Source organism: Pseudomonas sp. O39 (assembly GCF_045447295.1).
Taxonomy (GTDB): Bacteria; Pseudomonadota; Gammaproteobacteria; order Pseudomonadales; family Pseudomonadaceae; genus Aquipseudomonas; species Aquipseudomonas antarctica_A.
This window is the reverse complement of the sequence record NZ_JBJGXV010000018.1, coordinates 103579-123441: the sequence shown is the minus strand read 5'-3', so window position 1 is coordinate 123441 and position 19863 is coordinate 103579. Positions and strand designations below refer to the sequence as shown.

Annotated in this window: 15 protein-coding genes and 1 pseudogene; 13 read left to right on the top strand and 3 right to left on the bottom strand. The window is 60.8% G+C overall.

What is annotated here, in order from left to right:
• Together ACI77D_RS21250 and ACI77D_RS21245 are read right to left on the bottom strand one after the other, a co-directional pair.
• Nucleotides 1-1130, bottom strand: a pseudogene (locus ACI77D_RS21250) (Ice nucleation protein); the annotation flags it as partial.
• 245 nt (nt 1131-1375) lie between these two features.
• The gene (locus ACI77D_RS21245) at nt 1376-1660 is read right to left on the bottom strand and encodes a hypothetical protein (protein ID WP_407017420.1); all 285 of its coding nucleotides are present in this window, start codon (nt 1658-1660) and stop codon (nt 1376-1378) included.
• Nucleotides 1661-1854: 194 nt separating this feature from the next.
• Here ACI77D_RS21245 and argP point away from each other — a divergent pair, with 194 nt between their 5' ends.
• From argP to ACI77D_RS21220, 5 genes are all read left to right on the top strand, one after another.
• A complete protein-coding gene (gene argP, locus ACI77D_RS21240) occupies nt 1855-2784 on the top strand; it encodes an HTH-type transcriptional regulator ArgP (RefSeq protein WP_064454956.1) in 930 nt (309 codons plus the stop codon).
• 268 nt (nt 2785-3052) lie between these two features.
• On the top strand, nt 3053-3928 hold the full coding sequence (locus ACI77D_RS21235) for a bestrophin family protein (RefSeq protein ID WP_064452827.1): 876 nt from the start codon (nt 3053-3055) through the stop codon (nt 3926-3928).
• A 244-nt stretch (nt 3929-4172) separates the two neighbouring features.
• Nucleotides 4173-6581, top strand: a complete 2409-nt coding sequence (locus tag ACI77D_RS21230) for a glucose/quinate/shikimate family membrane-bound PQQ-dependent dehydrogenase (RefSeq protein WP_407017419.1) — start codon at nt 4173-4175, stop codon at nt 6579-6581.
• A 70-nt stretch (nt 6582-6651) separates the two neighbouring features.
• Nucleotides 6652-7917, top strand: a complete 1266-nt coding sequence (locus tag ACI77D_RS21225) for a carbohydrate porin (protein ID WP_407017418.1) — start codon at nt 6652-6654, stop codon at nt 7915-7917.
• A gap of 471 nt (nt 7918-8388) precedes the next feature.
• A complete protein-coding gene (locus ACI77D_RS21220) occupies nt 8389-8685 on the top strand; it encodes a DUF6124 family protein (RefSeq protein WP_064452830.1) in 297 nt (98 codons plus the stop codon).
• A gap of 116 nt (nt 8686-8801) precedes the next feature.
• Here ACI77D_RS21220 and ACI77D_RS21215 read toward each other — a convergent pair whose 3' ends face one another.
• A complete protein-coding gene (locus tag ACI77D_RS21215) occupies nt 8802-10301 on the bottom strand; it encodes a CoA-acylating methylmalonate-semialdehyde dehydrogenase (RefSeq protein ID WP_221295010.1) in 1500 nt (499 codons plus the stop codon).
• Between the two features lie 109 nt (nt 10302-10410).
• Between ACI77D_RS21215 and ACI77D_RS21210 the strand changes: the two genes are divergently transcribed.
• The 8 genes from ACI77D_RS21210 (at nt 10411) to ACI77D_RS21175 (ending at nt 19860) form a co-directional block, all read left to right on the top strand.
• Nucleotides 10411-11349, top strand: a complete 939-nt coding sequence (locus ACI77D_RS21210) for a LysR family transcriptional regulator (RefSeq protein ID WP_064452832.1) — start codon at nt 10411-10413, stop codon at nt 11347-11349.
• A gap of 412 nt (nt 11350-11761) precedes the next feature.
• Nucleotides 11762-13627 (top strand): 3-dehydroquinate synthase, encoded by a 1866-nt coding sequence (locus ACI77D_RS21205; protein WP_407017417.1) that lies wholly within the window; start codon nt 11762-11764, stop codon nt 13625-13627.
• Between the two features lie 5 nt (nt 13628-13632).
• Nucleotides 13633-14502 (top strand): UbiA family prenyltransferase, encoded by an 870-nt coding sequence (locus ACI77D_RS21200; RefSeq protein ID WP_064452834.1) that lies wholly within the window; start codon nt 13633-13635, stop codon nt 14500-14502.
• Nucleotides 14499-15182 carry an EboA domain-containing protein gene (locus ACI77D_RS21195; RefSeq protein WP_064452835.1) on the top strand — a complete coding sequence of 228 codons (684 nt, stop codon included), beginning with the start codon at nt 14499-14501 and terminating at the stop codon, nt 15180-15182. Before ACI77D_RS21200 ends, ACI77D_RS21195 begins: the two co-directional genes overlap by 4 nt.
• Before the next feature lie 32 nt (nt 15183-15214).
• On the top strand, nt 15215-16099 hold the full coding sequence (locus tag ACI77D_RS21190) for a TatD family hydrolase (RefSeq protein WP_259762391.1): 885 nt from the start codon (nt 15215-15217) through the stop codon (nt 16097-16099).
• The gene (gene eboE / locus ACI77D_RS21185; RefSeq protein ID WP_407017416.1) at nt 16096-17316 is read left to right on the top strand and encodes a metabolite traffic protein EboE; all 1221 of its coding nucleotides are present in this window, start codon (nt 16096-16098) and stop codon (nt 17314-17316) included. Before ACI77D_RS21190 ends, eboE begins: the two co-directional genes overlap by 4 nt.
• On the top strand, nt 17306-18742 hold the full coding sequence (locus ACI77D_RS21180; RefSeq protein WP_407017415.1) for an alkaline phosphatase family protein: 1437 nt from the start codon (nt 17306-17308) through the stop codon (nt 18740-18742). Before eboE ends, ACI77D_RS21180 begins: the two co-directional genes overlap by 11 nt.
• On the top strand, nt 18721-19860 hold the full coding sequence (locus ACI77D_RS21175) for a hypothetical protein (RefSeq protein WP_064452839.1): 1140 nt from the start codon (nt 18721-18723) through the stop codon (nt 19858-19860). Before ACI77D_RS21180 ends, ACI77D_RS21175 begins: the two co-directional genes overlap by 22 nt.
• Nucleotides 19861-19863: the final 3 nt, after the last annotated feature.

The window sequence follows — 19863 nt, the reverse complement described above, 5'->3', positions numbered from 1 at the left end:
CTGCCGTAACCGGCGGTCAAGGAGCTTTCGCCACCGGCCGTTTGCGTGCTGCCATACCCGGCAATGAGCGAACTGTCAGAGCCGGCGGTGCCAGTGCTGCCGTAGCCGGCGGTGAGATCACTGCCCACCTGAGCCGTTTGGGTACTGCCGTAACCGGCGGTCAAGGAGCTTTCGCCCCCGGCTGTTTGCGTGCTGCCATACCCGGCAATGAGTGAGCTGTCGGAGCCGGCGGTACTCGTACTGCCATAACCGGCGGTGAGATCACTGCCTTCTTGAGCTGTTTGGGTACTGCCGTAACCGGCGGTCAAGGAGCTTTCGCCCCCGGCCGTTTGCGTGCTGCCATACCCGGCAATCAGCGAGCTGTCGGAGCCGGCGGTGCCGGTGCTGCCGTAGCCTGCGGTGAGATCACTGCCTACCTTGGCTGTTTGTGTACTGCCATACCCCGCCATCAGGGAGCTTTCATCGCCGGCGGTTTGTGTACTGCCGTAGCCGGCAATGATCGAACTATCAGAACCCGACGTTCCGGTACTGCCATAGCCTGCAATAAGTGTGCTGCTGTCTCCGGCAGTTTCAGTGCTGCCGTAGCCGGCAATGAGTTGGCTCTGATTAGCGCCAGTGAGCGTACTGCCATACACGGCCGTTTCCAGCGTTTGCGGATGACGCACAGTGGTACGACGATTGACGACATCGGGAGCAGTGTTAGTAGTAACCGGCAGGACGGGAAGGACAGACGTCGTCGCTGATTGCGCGTCAGGACTAACAAATGCCTCAATCAAATTTGTCGTGGAGGCTTCATACTTGCAAGCATTGTTATAAATAAAGTCCAGTGCACTGCTTCGCGTGCCGACGTGAACAACTTCAGCACGCGAAAATTTTACGCCCTCATCCTCTTCGAGGAAAATCAGCTCACCCACTGCCACTTCACACACCACCCATTTCGCGTCTGCCTGTGGGCTCAACTGCGCACTCGCGCCCTGCCCCCACAAAACGCCAGCCAACCCGTTTTCAAGCTTGATGGTGGGTTCCCAAAACTTGCATTCGACCACTCCTGAAACAGGCCAGATCAGACCACAGTGGTCGGCCATATTATTAGCGCATGTTCGCAGAACCAGAACTTTTTCGGTTTTCATTTTTAAACACCTTTTACAACTACTTTCTCTAAAGTCCTTTGGAGGCAAACTTCCATGACAAACATATATGCAAAGTCAAGACGGCCGATAACGCGAGCACTGACAAATAAATTTGACTGTGCTTTGCTGGAAACCAAACACCTTATTCTTGAATAATCAGGAAAACATTGACGGCATCAAACCACTGGCAAACAACGCAATAGAACAGCAAGGCGGCTATCAACGGCCCACCCTGTGTCTATTTTTTACTGTCCGACATAACCCTTTAAACGCATGCAGTCGTTCATCAGTTCAATCTGTTTTTGCGCAATAACAATCCCGTCACCCACGGCATTGCCCTTGCCGGAGGTTTTGTCATTAGCCGAAGGCGAAGAGTGATAACTTGCCGTCGCTGCTTTGGCCTCGTACTGACACTGAGCCTTGTCGTGCGCACTATCAGTCGTGCGCCCGTCTACTCTGGTCCAATTACGAACCGATGTTGTGCACGCACACAACATCAACGTGAGCAACATCACCAACAGACATCTCATGGTTAACTCCTGGGGTAAACCAGCACGTCCACTGCGCCGCCCTTCAACTGTGGACGACGATCGGGTCGGGCACTGCATGGGCGAAACTCACCGTCTGTCGCCCTGAGGCCATCATGGGATGCATCGAAGTAAAAGTGAAGTTAAACGAAGTATATTTCAGTACCGATAAGAAATACTTAATCAGGAGTTTGACAATGAAGCTCGATGCGAAGCAAATGCAGGCATTTCTGGCCGTCATCGAAGGTGGCAGTTTCGAAAAGGCTGCGGAATACTTGAACGTGACTCCGTCGGCAGTCTCGCAGCGAATACATGCACTTGAGGCGCGTCTGGGGAGTTCAGTAGTGGTGCGGGGCCGGCCGTGCGAGCCGACTCAGGTAGGGAGAAAGTTGATGAATTACCTCCGTCGCGCGACCGTGCTGGAGGAAGAACTACTCAACGATATAGAAGGAAACGGCGAGGACTATTTACGCTTGGTGATAGGCGTCAACGGCGACACCTTGAACACATGGTTTTTCCCGGCATTGGCAGATACTTTTATCAGCGAAAACATTCTTCTGGAGCTGGTGGTCGATGATCAGGATCATACGTACGCCCTGTTGGAGAGTGGGCAAGTCATTGGTTGCATAGGCACGCGCCCAGTGCCGATGCGTGGCTGCTTTGCAGAACCGCTAGGATTGGTTCGCTACCAATTGGTGGCATCGACGGCGTTTCAGGAGCGATGGTTCCCGTCAGGGCTGACACGCGACGCCGCACGCAAGGCACCGGTGCTTGCCTACTCTCGCAAAGACACATTGCAGTCAGAATTTTTACAGTCGCGCTTAGGCTTGCATGCAGATGCCTTTCCGAGCCACTACCTGTCGCTCCCCGAAGCGCGCTTTCGGGCGATACGTCATGGCCTCGGCTACGGCATGGTTCCACAGATGAAAGCCAGCACCTTGCTTAAAAGTGGAGATCTGGTGGATCTGGACCCTGGCCATTTCACCGAGGTTGCGTTGTATTGGCACGCCTGGGCCTTGCAATCGCCACGCATGGAAGCGCTCTCCAACCATGCGGTATCTGCCGCCAGGCGCATCTTGAATTTCAAGAGTCAGGAGGCATTTGTGGTTGGCACCTCGATCAGATAACAGGATCGCCCTTTCAAGACTCGCTTATGCAACGGGGAAATAAAACCCTCACTGTCATCCAAATCACTGGATTTTTCGCAGTGTAAAAATCAACAAAGTCTTCGCTTCGAAATAATCACGCCAGCCGCCCCCCGCCCCCGCCTCTCGATGAGCGCTTGCAACCTGATACACCGCAACTTAAACGGTTCAGGCCCCAGGCGAACCTTTCTCCGCAAACGGGCGTCCGAGCTTAAGCACTGTTGCTTATCGCCCGCCGTGAGGTTCACGTTTGAAAGCCGCCATTATCAAAAAGTACCGCTTGGTCATCAAGACCATGGGCTATGTGGGCTGGTCCCTGTTCTGGCTATTGTTGTGGGATGTCGCCGTCACGGTGGATTTCATGCTGTTCCTGACCACCAAGATCAACCTGCCGCTGATGCCCCTTACACTGCTGGGTTCGGCGCTGGTGGTGCTGATCAGTTTTCGTAACAGCAGCGCCTATAACCGCTGGTGGGAAGCGCGCACGCTGTGGGGTGCGATGGTGAATAATTCACGCAGCTTTGCACGCCAGGTGCTGACCCTGCTGGATGATGCGGACGGCGAAGTAAACCCGGTCAAAGCCACTCTGCTGCGCCGCCATGTGGCCTACGTGAATTGCCTGGCGGCGCACCTCAGGGGCAAGCCCTGCCCGGACGAAGTGCGCGCGTTTATCCCGGCCGAAGAGTTCGCGCGCAACGGCGCCACCAACAACTTTGCCAATGACATCCTTACCAGCTCGGCGACGTTATTGGCGCATGAATACAAGGCCGGCCACCTGGACAGCATTCGCCTGGCACGGCTGGAATCGACCCTGGTGGACCTGTCCAACGCCCAGGGCGGCATGGAACGTATCGCCAACACGCCGCTGCCCTACCCCTACGTGTACTTTCCACGGCTGTTTATTTCGCTGTTCTGCCTGATCGTGCCGGTAGGTTTGGTGGAGTCCCTCGGTTGGTTCACCCCGTTGGCGTCGACGGTGGTGGGCTTCATGCTGCTGGCAATCGAGCGCATCGGCACCGACCTGCAAAGCCCGTTTCACTCCAGCGAACACCAGATCCAGATGGAGACTATCTGCGAAACCATCGAGAAGAACCTGCAGTCGATGCAGCGTGATGCCTTGGCTTGAGCTCGCTCGAACGCCGCTGGCCTTGCACCCAATCACCACCACAATGCCGAGTGCCAGCGCCGCCGACCTTGGCATAGGAAGTGAGACCAGACGTTGTGTGGCGGGCCCACGCGCTGCGCCAGTAGTTGGACTCACGTAATCATCACCCAGCCTGTAACAGACTATTACCGAGCGTAATGTACTAACCAGTTACTTATCTTGCTAACATTCGACCTTTAGTCACTCACCTTCGAGTCCTGTCGACATGAAACGAGCATCCCGCGCCGCTGGCGCCTCAAGATATCTGCTGCTGGGCCTGGGCATCGTCATCGCCGTGCTCGGCGTGGCCCTGGCCGTTGGCGGCGCCAAACTGGTCAGCCTGGGCGGTTCCTGGTACTTCCTGATCGGCGGCGTGGCCATGGCCATTTCCGGCTTGCTGATCGCGCGTCGCAAACCGGCAGGCGCGTGGCTGTTCGCCGCCTTCCTGGTCGGCACGGCTGTCTGGGCGGTGGCGGATGTGGGGCTGGTGTTCTGGCCGCTGTTCTCGCGGGTGTTCATGTTTGCGGTGATCGGCCTGGTGGTGGCGCTGGTCTATCCGCTGCTGGTGGGCCGGCCTGCGCGCGGCGCGTATGGCATCGCCGCCGTGATGGCGGTCGGCGTGGCGGTCGCGGCGGGCAATATGTTCGTCGCCCACCCAAGCGTGGCCCCAACCGGCGCCGGCCCTGGCATCACGCCGGTTGCCGCAGCCGATGCACAGAAAGACTGGGCGCACTACGGCAATACCGAAGGCGGCAGCCGTTTTGCGGCGCTGGACCAGATCAATCGCGACACCGTCAATAAGCTCAAGGTGGCGTGGACCTACCACACCGGCGACGTGGCCATCAGCGACGGCAACGGTGCCGAAGACCAACTGACGCCCCTGCAGATCGGCAACAAGGTGTTCATCTGCACGCCGCATAACAACCTGATCGCCCTGGACGCCGACACCGGCAAAGAGCTGTGGAAGAACGAGGTCAACGCCAAGTCGGCGGTATGGCAGCGTTGCCGCGGCATGGCCTATTTCGACGCCACCGCGCCGATCGCCCAGCCGACCCAACCGAACAGCTCGCCGATCATTGCCGCCAGCGTGCCTGCCGGTGCGCAATGCCAGCGCCGTCTGCTGACCAACACCATCGACGCACGCCTGATCGCCGTGGATGCCGACACCGGTAAATTCTGCGAAGACTTCGGTACCCATGGCCAAGTCGATTTGAAAGCCGGCCTGGGCGATGTACCGGACAGCTACTACCAACTGTCTTCGGCACCGTTGATCGCCGGCACCACCGTGGTGGTTGGCGGGCGTGTCGCCGATAACGTGCAAACCGACATGCCGGGCGGCGTGATCCGTGGTTTCGATGTGATCAGCGGGCAAATGCGCTGGGCCTTCGACCCGGGCAACCCTGAAGACAAGCAAGCCCCTGCCGCCGGCAGCACCTATGTGCGCAGTACGCCGAACAGCTGGGCGCCGATGTCTTACGACCCGCTGATGAACACTGTTTTCCTGCCAATGGGCAGCTCATCCACCGACATCTACGGCGTGGAACGCACCCAGCTCAATCACAAATACGGCGCCTCGGTGCTGGCGCTGGACGCCTCCACCGGCGCCGAAAAGTGGGTGTACCAGACCGTCCACAATGACCTCTGGGACTTCGACCTGCCGATGCAACCAAGCCTGATCGACTTCACCCCACCGGGCAGCGACAAGGCCGTGCCGGCAGTGGTGATCGGCACCAAGGCCGGGCAGATTTATGTGCTCGACCGCGCCACCGGCAAGCCGCTGACCGACGTCAAGGAAGTCCCGGTCAAAGCCGCGAACATCCCTAACGAGCCTTACTCGTTGACCCAGCCAAAATCGGTCGGCATGCCGCAGATCGGCGCGCAGACGCTGAGCGAATCGGACATGTGGGGTGCCACGCCGTACGACCAGTTGCTGTGCCGTATCGACTTCAAAGGCATGCGCTACGAAGGCCTGTACACCGCACCGGGCACCGATAAATCGCTGAGCTTTCCGGGCTCCCTGGGTGGCATGAACTGGGGCAGTATTTCCACTGACCCGGTGCACGGTTTTATCTTTGTCAATGACATGCGCCTGGGCCTGTGGATCCAGATGGTGCCGTCGCAGAACAAGGCCCAGGCCTCGTCCGGCGGTGAAGCGCTGAACACCGGCATGGGTGCCGTGCCGCTCAAGGGCACGCCGTACGCGGTGAACAAAAACCGCTTCCTCTCGGTGGCCGGCATTCCGTGCCAGGCACCGCCGTTCGGCACCCTCACCGCCATCGACATGAAGACCCAGCAGATCGCCTGGCAAGTGCCGGTCGGCACCGTTGAAGACACCGGCCCACTGGGTATCCGCATGCACCTGCCGATCAAGGTTGGCCTGCCGACCCTCGGCGGCACACTGTCCACCCAGGGCGGCCTGATCTTTATCGCCGGCACCCAGGACTTCTACCTGCGCGCCTTCAACAGCGGCAACGGTGATGAAGTCTGGAAAGCCCGCCTGCCAGTGGGCAGCCAAGGCGGCCCGATGACCTACGTTTCGCCGAAAACCGGCAAGCAATACATCGTCATCACTGCCGGCGGCGCACGCCAGTCCACTGACCGTGGCGACTACGTGATCGCCTACGCCCTGCCGTAACCACCCGCTGTTCGCGCGGTGCCCCCCGCACCGCGCGTTCCTTCTACACAGGCAGTTTGGAAAATCCCGCATGACCTCCACTTCTCACCTACCGTTTGGGCGCCTGGTTCTGGGCCTGGCCTTTGCTGCCGCCCTGCCCGTTCAAGCCGACGACACCACCCTGACCGGCGACTGGGGTGGCCTGCGCCGTGAGCTCGACGAGCAAGGCGTGCGCTTTACCGGCGACTACAGCGGCGAGACCGCCTACAACGCCGACGGCGGCCAGCACCGCGCCGCACGCTACTCGCAGAACATCAAGCTCGGTGTGCAGTTCGACCTGGGCAAGCTCTACGGTTTCAACAACGGCGACCGTATCCAGCTGACCATCAACGACCGGCGCGGCACGAGCGCCTCCGAAGACCTGGTGGGCAACCGCCTGCCGATCCAGGAAAACTACGGCGGCCTCTACACCCGTCTCACCGAATTGAGCTACGAGCGCACGCTGTTCACTCCCGCGCTGAACGTCAAGCTGGGCTATATGGCCATGGGCAATGACCTCGGCGGCCTCGACAGCGGCATCCTGTGCAACTTCATGAACGCCGGTTTCTGCGGGCACCCGTTGAACATGTCCGGCGGCAGCGGCTGGACCAACTACCCGAATGCACGCCTGGGCGCGCGGGTGAAATACGACTTTTCACCGTCGTGGCAACTGCGCGTGGCGGCGTTCAACGTCGACCCGGACAGCAACGGCAATTCTAGCCGCGCCTGGCATTTGAACCCCAAGCGCACCACCGGCACCGTGGTGCCGATTGAGCTGGTCTACAAACACGCAGGCCCGCTGCCGGGTGAATACAAGCTGGGGTATTACTACGACAGTTCCGACGTGAAGCGGATCGGCAGCAACAAAGACGTCAGCGGTCGCGGCGGCCACTACCTGTTGATCGACCAGGCGGTGTGGGCGTCCAGCGCGTCGGCGGGCCGCGTGCTGCACGCCTTCGGCCAATACTCGGCAGCCAGTGAAGCGGCCTCACCGTTCACAAAATGGTATGGCGCGGGCATGGTGCTGTACAAACCGCTCGACGGCCGCCCACGCGATACCGTTGCCCTGGGTTATGGCCGCGCAGTGCCAAACCCGCGCAGTCGTGATGTACAGGAATTGGCGGCGTTTACCGCGGGGACGGACTACCCCAACTTGAATAATGCCGAGCAGTTGATTGAGCTGAGTTATGGCTACCAGGCCACGCCGTGGCTGACGGTGCGCCCGGATGTGCAATACATCATCGAGCCGGGGGCGTTTTCGGGTGAGAACATCGATAACGCGTTGGTGCTGGGGTTGCAGGTCAAGGCGGTGTTCTAGCGCCCTGACGCGGTGAACAATGTGGGAGCTGGCTTGCCTGCGATTGCGGCCTATCAGTGCCCGAGGCGCTGACTGACCCTGCGCTATCGCGGGCAAGCCCGCTCCCACAGTGGGGCCTCAATGCATCAGGTGAAGACGGGGCATTGCTGGCCTTTCGTCATGATTTGTAAAGGGCCAGCAAGGCGCGTCGCTTTTAATTGCAGGACGTTTCCTAGACAATCCCTGCCGCCTTGTGCCTGTTGGAATCGATGGCTAGTCTGCGATCCGTCACTGCTCATCAGTGATCGGGTTTAGTCGCCCGACCTTTCATCACGTGCACGGTCTTCCATCAGTTTTATGGTGGCTGTGCGCAGGGCACCTTCGGGTGCGCCGGATTTTCCGTGATGGCCGGTCGACTAACCTGCGTACAGCCGCCACCCATTCGTTTAGTCGCGACGGGTGTCGACTCCTAAGCCATTACGGAGTTACACCATGAATAAAGTCGTCCCCGACCCACCCCTCAGCTCAGCCAAAGCCCGCGCCGCGTTCAACCGCGCCATCGACCATTACCTGCCCACCCACGGTGTTCAAATCGAAGACTTGAGCTTCGAAGATGCCTTGCTCTACACCGCCAGCTTGCTCGACAGCGCTTCGGCCACGACGCTCAATTGCAGTGAGAAGCTTGCAAGTCCCGAACGGGCGAAGATTCTGGCGGTGTGGCATTTGCTGGAAATGGCCAGGACGACGGTGGATCGCTCGATCGAATGCCTGAAACCTGAAACGCGGTAAAAAATGTGGGAGCGGGCTTGCTCGCGAATGCAGGGTGCCAGTCGCTACATGTGTTGACTGATACGCCGCATTCGCGAGCAAGCCCGCTCCCACAGTTGATCTACAGCGTTCTTGAGTTACTTGGACACCGGCATCGCAAACTCCGCGCCCTGCTCGATGCTCTCCGACCAGCGCTGCATGATCGACTTCTGCTTGGTGTAGAAGCGCACGCCTTCAGTGCCGTAGGCATGCATGTCGCCGAACAGGCTCTTCTTCCAGCCGCCAAAGCCGTGCCAGGCCATCGGCACCGGGATCGGCACGTTGATGCCGACCATGCCCACTTCGATACGCCGTGCAAATTCGCGGGCGATGTTGCCGTCGCGGGTAAAGCAGCTGACGCCGTTGCCGAATTCGTGGTCGTTGACCAGCTTGATCGCTTCGGCAAAGTCATCCACGCGCACACAGGCCAGCACCGGGCCGAAGATTTCTTCGCGGTAGATGCTCATGTCTCGGGTCACGTGGTCGAACAAGGTTGCGCCAAGCCAGAAGCCATTCTCCAGGCCGGGTTCGGTGGGCACATAGTCGCGCCCGTCGAGCAGCAATTGCGCGCCGGCTTGCACGCCTTGTTCGATATAGCCGCTGATGCGTTGCAGCGCAGCACGCGAGACGATCGGGCCCATCTCGGCCTTCAAGTCGCGGCCGTCGGTGATGCGCAGTTCTTTAGCGCGCGCGGTCAAGGCGGCAATCACCTTGTCCCCCACATCGCCCACCAGCACCGCCACCGAGATCGCCATGCAACGCTCGCCGGCACTGCCGTAGGCGGCGCCCATCAGTGCGTCGACGGTTTTTTCGATGTCAGCGTCGGGCATCACCACCATGTGGTTTTTTGCGCCACCCAGGCCTTGGACGCGCTTGCCGTGGCGGGCGCCGGTTTCGTAGATGTATCGCGCAATCGGCGTGGAGCCGACGAAGCTCACGGCCCTGACGTCCGGGTGTTCGATCAGCGCATCCACCGACTCTTTGTCGCCCTGCACCACGTTGAACACACCTTTGGGCAAGCCGGCTTCACGCAGCAACTCGGCCATGAACAGCGAGGCGCTCGGGTCAGTCGGGCTTGGCTTGAGGATGAAGGTGTTGCCCGCCGCGATGGCGATCGGGTACATCCACATCGGCACCATCACCGGGAAGTTGAACGGCGTAACGCCGGCCACCACGCCCAGGGGCTGGCGCATCGTCCAGTTGTCCATACCACGGGAAACCTGGTCGGAATGTTCGCCCTTGAGCAGGTTGGGAATGCCGCAGGCAAATTCAAGGATGTCGATGCCACGGTCCACCTCGCCCTGGGCGTCGGTGAAGACCTTGCCGTGTTCGGCGACAATGATGCGCGCCAGGTCGTCCTTGCGTTCACGCAACAGGTGCAGGTACTCGAACAGCACGCGGGCGCGGCGGATCGGCGGTGTGTCAGCCCAGCTGGCGAACGCGGCCTGGGCGGCAGCGACGGCTTCGCCAACGGTCTGGCTGCTGGCCAGGGCGACGCGGCCGGTCACTTCGCCGGTGGCCGGGTTATAGACGTCCTGATAGCGGTCATCGCGGCTCACGCGCTGGTCGTTGATGTAATGTTCGATCGTTGCAGTCATGGCAGTGGCCCCTGGGTCGGTAACGTTGGGACACACGATAGGCTTTCGGTTTGTTCCAAACCAGAGCAGAATCCAGAACTGATTGTCCTCATATGCGAACAATAGAACCATGGAAAAAGCTGAGATCGAAGGGTTGTGGACCCACATTCACTGGCTGTCGGTGCTGGAAGAACAAGGCACCTACACCGCCGCCGCCGCACGCCTGGGGGTGAGTAAATCCGCCGTCAGCCAGCGCATCTCGGACCTGGAAAAGGCCACCGGCACGCGGTTGGTCACCCGCACCACGCGCAGCGTACGGCTGACCGATGCAGGGCTGTCTTTGACCCGGGAAGTGCGCAGCGCCTATGAACATATCGCCCGCAGTTTTTCCTCGGTGCGCGACTCGGCCGGGGAGATTCGCGGGCTGGTGCGCCTCACCGCGCCAGTGGCGTTTGCGCGGCAGCAACTGGTGCCGCACCTGCCGGCGTTCTTGCAGCAATACCCGCAGGTGCGTATCCAGTTGGATGTGTCGGATGCCTTGAGTTCTCTGGCGGCCGAAGGTTACGACCTGGCGGTGCGGCACGGCTTCCAGGTGCCGGAAACCCATGTGGCATGGAAGTTGTGCGACACCACGTCGGTGTTGGTCGCCACACAGGATTACCTGCAACACCACGGAGAACCGCGCGAGCCCGGCGATCTCACCGCGCACAACTGCCTCTATTACCCACGGGGCGCCGACCAACCCGCGTGGACGTTCGAACGCGGCGGCAAAAAGGTCGAACGCGTCACCGTGCCGATCTCCGGCAGCTTTTCCACTAACAACAGCGAAGCCTTGCGTGATTCGGCGCTCAACCACCTGGGCATCGCCCTGCTCCCGGATTTCAGCGCCCATGCCGCGCTCACCAGCGGCAAACTGGTACAGGTGCTCAAGGGGTGGACACTCAAAGGCGCATTTGCCGATGAGATTTACCTGATCCGCCCCTACTCGCCTCATGTACCCAAGTCGGTCAGTACGTTAGTGAGCTATCTAAAGGATAAGTTGTCCGGCGGCTTCAGGTTGACGGGGTAAGTCTTAACCTTATTCATACGGGTTAAGTGGAGTCATTCTCGACAACCTAAAATCAATACAATACTTATAGCCAGCGGCAATAACGCACATAACGAACACACAGGATTTGTCATCAACTTGATACGTATGCGAAGCGCCGCCAACGCGTTCTTGACGCCTCGCAAAAAGCCATACAACTAATTGTAAAATTTGCATAAATTGCGTTACGCCACCCTCGTTAAAGCCCCCGTTTAAAACTCCTTCATTCGCAAACTTGCAAAAAAACCACAACCGGCTAAGTTCATGAATACCGTGAAAGCCATCAGCCATTACGCATAAAACCAGCCCACCAGGCGAGGGATTTTATTGCTCTAAAAACAGCCCCGGACACTGACACGGAACTTAAGTCTTAACACTCAAAAGGGATGCTTTGATGAAGCGCAGCCGGTGGTATCGTGCGTTTTCGAAAAAGGGGCCAGCCGAACATTTTTGGCTGTCATTGTTGTGCTTTTCTGTACTGGTGATTGCCAGCTTTCTGTTGTTTGAACAACAAATCCAGGACTTCCTGATTCATCTGAACCTGTACCAGCCTTCCACGCCGGCCCAGGCCCTCAACCTTGCACTGCTGCTGATCGCCCTGCTCGCCCTCGACGTGGTGCTACCGGTGCCCTCCAGCATGGTTGCCTTGCTGGCAGTGGCCATGCTCGGCAGCCTCGGTGGTTACCTGGTGATTTTTATCGGCCTGTGCCTGGGCGCCGGGTTGGGGTATGCGTTGGGCGCCGGTTATTTTCGGCTGTTATCCGGCCGACTGGGCTTGCATCAACGTTCGCCTGGGCAGTTGGGGTATCGGCTGGGCACGCTGTCGTTGATCTGCCTGCGCGGCGTGCCGGTGTTGGCGGAAACCTCGGTGGTGGCCGCCGGGATGCAACGCTATCCGCTGCGGGCTTTTTTGCTGATTACCACATTGGCCAATGCCGGTCTCGCGCTGGCCTACACGGCCATCGGCACGTTCCTGATCGAGCAGAACGCGCTGTTGGTGACCATCCTCGCCAGTATGGTATTGCCGGTCGCATTTGTTGCCGGCTACAGCCTGCTCAAGCGCAAGCCCCGTGTGGAGCCGCCTCTGCGCGGGCGGTTCGAGGTCAGTTACGACTACCCGGTGATCTTCACCGACCACCTGTTCGACCCGCTCAACCCTTGCCTGCACCGCGCGCTTACCGCGCAGCACCACACCCCCGTGACGGTGATGGTGTTCGCCGATGAGCAACTGCTGCACAGCGCGCCCCAGTTGCGCGAACAGATCGACGCCTATTTCGCCGCCCATGCCGACCTGCATTTGCAAACCGCCCCCCTCGCAGTACCGGCCGGTGAACTGAGCAAAACCTCACAGGTATTGGAGCAACTTTACACCGACATGCTGCAACACGGCCTGGACCGGCATTGCTACGTGCTGGCCCTGGGCGGCGGTGCGGTGCTGGATGCGGTGGGCTACGCCTGCGCCACCTTCCACCGGGGCATTCGCCTGATCCGTATCCCCAGCACCGTGCTGGCCCAGAACGACGCCGGCATCGGCGTGAAAAACGGCATCAACGCTTTCGGCCAGAAGAACCTGCTGGGCGCCTTCTACCCCGCCACGGCGGTGATCAATGACTTCCAGTTGCTGACCAGCCTGACCCGCCGCGACCAGATCGCCGGGCTGGCCGAAGCGGTCAAAGTAGCGTTGATCAAGGACCCGGCATTCTTCGAGTGGATGGAACAGCACGCCGACGCCCTCGCTCACTTCGACCACGCGGCCAGCCGCTATGCGATTCGCCGTTGCGCCGAGCTGCACCTTGGGCACATCACCGGTGCCGGCGACCCGTTCGAACGCGGCAACGGCCGGCCCCTGGATTACGGGCACTGGGCCGCACACAAACTGGAAAACCTCAGCCACCACCGGCTGCGCCATGGCGAAGCCGTTGCGGTGGGCATGGCCTTGGACGGGCTGTATGCCAATGCACTCGGGCTGTTGAGCGACGCCGACATGCAACGGGTCATGAGCCTGTTGCGCAAGCTGGGCTTCAACTTGTGCCCACCGGAGCTGAGCTTGCAGGATGCGCAGGGCCGCTCACCGCTGTTGCTCGGCCTGGAGGAATTTCGCCAGCATTTGGGTGGGCAGCTGTCGATCCCCATGCTCAACCGCATCGGCCAGTCGGTAGACCTGCATGAAATCGACGGCGCGAAAATGCAAGCGGCGCTGCTACGGCTGTCGACCCGCAGCGATGCGGTAGTGCCCCTGGGCGAGGGTTACGCGCAATGAGCCCGATGAAAACCTGGATGACGCTTGGCCGGGTGTCCAACCTGCCCACGGTGTGGACCAACACCCTGGCCGCCGCCCTGCTCGCCAGCAGTGCCGGGGCAATGGCGCCACCGTCGTCACTGGTGTGGGTACTGCTGTTGATCACGCTGTCGTTGCTGTACCTGGCCGGCATGCTGCTCAACGACTGGCTGGACGCCGACTGGGACCAGCAACACCACAACCCGCGACCGATCACCCTGGGCCTGGCCAGCCGTCAGCACGTGGGCCTGGCCACGGCGCTGTTGCTGATACTCGCTGCGGCGGCGGTGCTGGGCCTGAGCCGGCTGATTGACGAACCGCACTGGCTGCTCGGCAGTGTGGTGCTGCTGGTGGGCTGCATCTTCGGCTACAACCTGCTGCACAAGAAATACGCCCACAGCGTCTGGCTGATGGGCGCCTGCCGCTCGGCGCTTTACCTCACGGCAGCCGCCAGCCTGGCCGTGCCGCCGGAGCCGATCTGGCTGTGCGCAATCCTGCTCGGGGTGTACATCAGCGGTTTGACCTACCTGGCCCGTCAGGAGCACCGCAACCAACTGATCAGCCGCCTGCCGTTGCTGTTGATGCTGAGCCCGCTGGCCTTGGCGATCTACTCCAATAACCTGTGGTTCTGGCCGGTGCTGCTGCTCTGGCTGGGGTGGTTGGGCTGGCACTACTGGAAGTACCTGGCCAACCCGCAACAGCGCAAGGTGCGCGCGTTTATCGGGGCGGGCCTGGCCGCCTTGCCACTGTTTGATGCGCTGGTGCTGGCCGTGGCCAATCAGCCGTTGGGCAGCCTGCTGTGTGTACTGGTGTTTTTCCTGCTCCCCCACTTTCAGCGTTGGATCAAGCCGACATGAACATGCGCCAGGATTGCCTCACCGAACACCGCCACGTGTTGACCCAACAACTGGCGGCTGCCCAACTGCAGTGGTGGCAGCAGGCTCAGGCACAGCTTGCGCAACAACCGGACGCCACCACCGCGGCGCTGTTGAGCGGCCAGTGCAAGCGTCAGCTACCGGGCCATGCCGTCGAGCTGGCGCGTGCGTTGGTGTTGGCCAATGCGCTGGAACATACCCCGGTGGACGAACAATTGCCGCTGCTGCGCCAGCTGTTCCTGTGGGGCGACGATCAGGAAAAAATCGCCCTGCTTGGCGCCCTCGACTGGCTCGACAGCGACGGGGTGTGCCTGGAGCTGGCCTTGCAAGCCGGGCGCACCAGTAACCCCCAGGTGTTCGCCGCCCTCGCCCTCGACACGGCCTACCCGTCACGTCATTACCCAGAGCGCGCCTTTCACCAGTTGGTGTTGAAGGCACTCGGCATGGGCCTCGACGTCGGGCGCCTGGTTGGCCTGACGCAACACCACAGCGTCAGCCTCAACCAACTGGCGCTCGACCTGCTCGATGAACAACTGGCGGCCGAACGCACTGTGTCCCCCGGCCTGCCCCGAGTGATCGCCTTTGACCTGCTCAGCCCGGCGCAACACCAGCGCCTGCGCGGCCTGCGCCTGCCGCCGGAATGGCACGCCTACTTGAACTGATGCACACCGCCTGCCCTTGACGAGGATTCACCATGCTCAAGTACTTCGATCCGCATATTCATATGGTCAGCCGCACCACCGACGACTACCAGAACATGGCCGCCGCCGGGATCACCGGGGTGATCGAACCGGCGTTCTGGCAAGGCCAGGCGCGCACCAGCGTCGGCAGTTTCGTCGACTACTTCGACACGCTGCTGGGCTGGGAACGCTTTCGCGCGAGCATGTTCGGCATCCATCACTTCTGCACCATCGGGCTTAACCCCAAAGAAGCGAATGACCTGTCGATCGCCAACGAAGTGCTGGAACTCCTGCCGCGCTATCTGGTGAAGGACGGCGTGGTGGCGGTGGGCGAAATCGGCTACGACGACATCACCCCCGAAGAGGATCGCTTTCTCGCGGCGCAGCTTGAGCTGGCGAAACAATTCAATCTGCCGGTGCTGGTGCATACGCCACACCGCGACAAGATCGGTGGCACCAAACGCACACTGGCGGTGATCCGCGACGTGGGGATCGCCGAGCACCTGGTGATTATTGACCACCTCAACGAACTGACCCTGCCGCTGGTGCTGGACAGCGAGTGCTGGCGCGGCCATTCCATTTACCCCAACACCAAGATGTCGGAGCAGCGCATGGTCGCCCTGCTCAAGGAATACGGCACCGAAAAAATGGTGGTCAACAGCGCCGCCGACTGGGGCATCAGCGACCCGCTCAAGGTGCCCAAGACCGGCCAGGCGATGTTGGCGGCGGGCTTTACTGAAGCCCAGGTAGAACAGGTGCTGTTCCACAATCCGGTGGACTTTTTTGCCCAGAGCGGCCAGCTGGACAAGAGCTTGGTCAGCACCCCGCTGCCCATCGACCAACGCAAGCAATGGCAGGAAAACTCGGCCCTGCGCGGCCAGGAACCGGTGGTTAAATGAGCCCCCGTAGCGGCTGGACGGCGCCCCAGGTCGGGTATTGCAGCAATGTGCACCCGACCCGTGACCTGGACGGGTTACGCATCTCCATCGAGCAGCACTTTCAGGGCGTGCGACACCTGCGCGGGCTGCACGAACAGGACAGCGGCTTGTGGATCTGCGCTCACGCTGCGGCGCAATTACAACAGGCATCGGCGTGCACGCAATTCCTCGAGTTGCTCGATCAAACCGGCTTGCGGCTGACGTCGCTGAATGGTTTTCCCTATGGCGAATTCCATCAGGGCGCAGTGAAAGCCGAGGTGTATTTACCCCACTGGGCCGACCCACAGCGGCTGGCCTACAGCCTGAACCTGGCGCGCATCCTCGCGCAGGCCTTGCCGGTCGACTGCCACCAAGGAGTGATTTCCACGGTGCCGCTGGGCTATGCCGCCACCTGGACCGCGCCATTGCAGGCGCGCGCCGACGAGCACCTCAACCAACTCACTGCCGCACTCGCCAACCTGCACCGGGAAACCGGCAAGCAGATCGTGTTCTGCCTGGAGATGGAGCCCGATTGCGTGCTGGAAAACACCGAGCAGGCCATCGCGTTCTTCCAGCGTCGGCAGCGCCTGGACCCGAACCATGCTTACCTGGCCCTGTGTTTTGATGTGTGCCACCAGGCGGTGATGTTCGAGGATTGTTATCAGTCGCTGGCCAGGCTACGTCAAGCCCAGGTGCCCGGGGGCAAGATCCAGCTGTCCAACGCGATGATCTGCCGCTTGCCAACTGAGGACGCGCATCGCCGCGAACACGTGCTCGAGACCCTGAGCACCTTCGCCGAAACCACCTACCTGCATCAGGTAAAAGCCCTCGACCCTCTCGGTCGCATTATCAGCTGGCCGGACCTGCCGGCCGCGCTCGCCGACTGCAGCGGTTTGCGTGAACTGCGCATTCATTTCCATATACCGCTGTTCAGCGAACACTTGCTGTTGCCCGAACTCAGCGGCAGCCAGGCCGCGTTGGCACAGACCTTCGATTACCTGGCCGCCCATGGTGACTTCCGCCCGGTGCTGGAAGTGGAAACCTACAGCTGGGGTGTGCTGCCCGCACAACTGCGGCCCACCACCGAGCGCGCGCAACTGGAAGGGATCGCCGCCGAATTGCGCTGGGTTGAGGACCAACTGCGCCAGCGCAACCTGCTGCTTTCCCTCAAGCACGAGGCGTACGCCCATGCGCTCTGAACAACCGCTGCTGCTGATCAATGTGGTCGGGCTGACGCCATCGCTGCTGGGTGAGGCAACGCCGCATATCAATGCCCTGCTCAAGACCGCGCAGATGGCCTACTTGCAACCGGTGTTCCCCGCCGTCACCTCGACGGTACAAGCCTCGATCCTCACCGGCGCGCCGCCGTCGCAACACGGCATCGTCGGCAATGGCTGGTACTTTCGCGACCAGGCCGAAGTGCGGTTCTGGCTGCAACCCAATGCGCTGATCGAGGGTGAAAAGGTCTGGCACACGCTCAAGCGCGAGCTCCCGGGCTTTCGCTGCAGCCAGTTGTTCTGGTGGTACAACATGTACGCCGACGTGGATGCCGCGATCACCCCGCGCCCGCACTACCCGGCGGATGGTCGCAAACAATTCGGTCTGTATTCGTCGCCACCCGGGCTGCACGAACAGATCGAACGGCAGATTGGCGAGTTTCCGTTTCCAGGGTTCTGGGGCCCGGCGGCAGGGATTGCATCGAGCTGCTGGATCGTCGATTGCGCGATGGCCGAGTTCCAGATCAACCGGCCCCACTTGCAGTTGATCTACCTGCCGCACCTCGATTACAGCTTGCAGCGCGTGGGGCCCGATCATCCCTCGATTGCTGGTGAAGTACGGGCCATCGACAGTGAAGTAGGTCGCCTGCTGACCTTTGCCCAAGCGCAAGGCGCGGCGGTGATGCTGCTGTCCGAATATGGCATCGAAGCCGTCGAGCAGTCAGTGTCGATCAACCGCGTGTTGCGCGCCGAAGGCCTGTTGCAGGTGCGCCAGTCCCTAAGCTGGGAATTGCTCGACCCCGGCGCCAGCGCGGCGTTTGCCGTGGCCGACCATCAGGTCGCGCATGTCTACGTGAAGCAGGCGCAGGACATCCCGCGGGTCAAAGCCTTGCTGCAACGCCAGCCCGGCATCGAGCAGGTGCTGGACAAGGCCGAACAACGCGCCTGGCAGCTGGACCACCCGCGCAGCGGCGAGCTGGTGGCCGTGGCCGCCGCCGGTTTCTGGTTCGATTATTACTACTGGCTGGATGATCGCAAAGCACCGGATTTCGCGCGCACCGTGGACATCCACCGCAAGCCCGGTTACGACCCGGTCGAGCTGTTTATCGACCCGGCGATTCGTTTCCCCACATTGAAAGTGGCGCGCCGCCTGCTGCAAAAGAAGCTCGGCTTTCGCTACTACATGGACCTCATCCCACTGGACACCACCCTGGTACGCGGCAGCCATGGTCGCTTACCCAGCAGCGTACAGACCGGCCCGCTGCTGATCACCAATTGCGCACTGGCGCTACCGCAACACCTTGCGGCGACGGCAGTGAAGCAACTGCTCCTGGAACACTTCCTGGGGCGCCCACACCTCGAACTGGCCACAGCCAAGGAGCTTCCATGCGGCGAGCCTTATCTATAACTGTCCTGAGTGCACTGGCCGGGTTGGCCCATGCCCAAGGCACCACCCCCTTCGACTGCACCCAGTTCCTGCAGTTTGGAGGCAACCTCGACAAGACCCGCGCGGCCTTCGTGCAAAGCCGCGACACGCTCGCCTGGAACTGGTTTGCCTGCCTCAACCAGAACGTCTCCGCGCAAAGCCCGGATCGGGTCTGGGAGACCATGAAGCCTTCGGATCAGGTCTACCTGAGCAATGGCGCTCAGCCCCTGCCGTATGCCGAGCGCGAGCGCGTACCGATCGAGGTGATTGCACAGGCACAAAAACTGGGCATGAACCTCAACCGTACCTTTCACAACCTCAATGCCACGCAGCAAGTGGATGGGTTGATCCTGCAGATGGGCGGCCAGGTGCCGGCGGCGCAAAAAGGCCAGCCGGTACGTTTCCAACTGTTGATGGGCCAGGACACCTTCAACTACATCGTGCAGCAGAACGTCTACAACGTGAATGGCCAGGCCGCGCTGACCAGCGACCTGTCGTTCCCCTCCACAGCCTGGGAGTTGAAGGCTGCCTGGCTGTGGATCGGCAACAACCCGACCTATCAGCAGCAACTGATCAAGGATGGTTACTACATTGCCCAGGCCTACTATCAGCAGGACGGTAAATACCTGGTCGGCTACGCCGCGCTCAGCGGTTTGCATGTGATCAACAAACTGAACCCCGACTGGGTGTGGACCACCTTCGAAAACCGCAACAACAGCAAGTACACGGTGACCAACGCGACGCCTGCAACGCCGATGACCAACAGCACCGGGCCCACAAAGGCGGCGCAGCCGGTGAACACGACGTTTCAGGCCAACTTCCCGGCCCTGGCGCAGTACGAGCTGATCGGCGTGCAGTCCAACACGCTGCCGACCTTGCTCGCCAACTCCCAGCTGGAGTCGGCGTTCCAGAGCGAGTCTTCGTGTTTCGCCTGCCACAGCACCGCCGCGTATTCAGCGAAAAAAGGCTACTTCAATTTCGCCCTCAAACAACAGGGCGGCATCGTGTACCCCACGGCCGAACTGCCGCCCGCAGACTTTGTCGGCTACCACAAACTGGACTTTGTCTGGTCGCTCAAACGCGCCCAGTGGCAACGCTAAGGA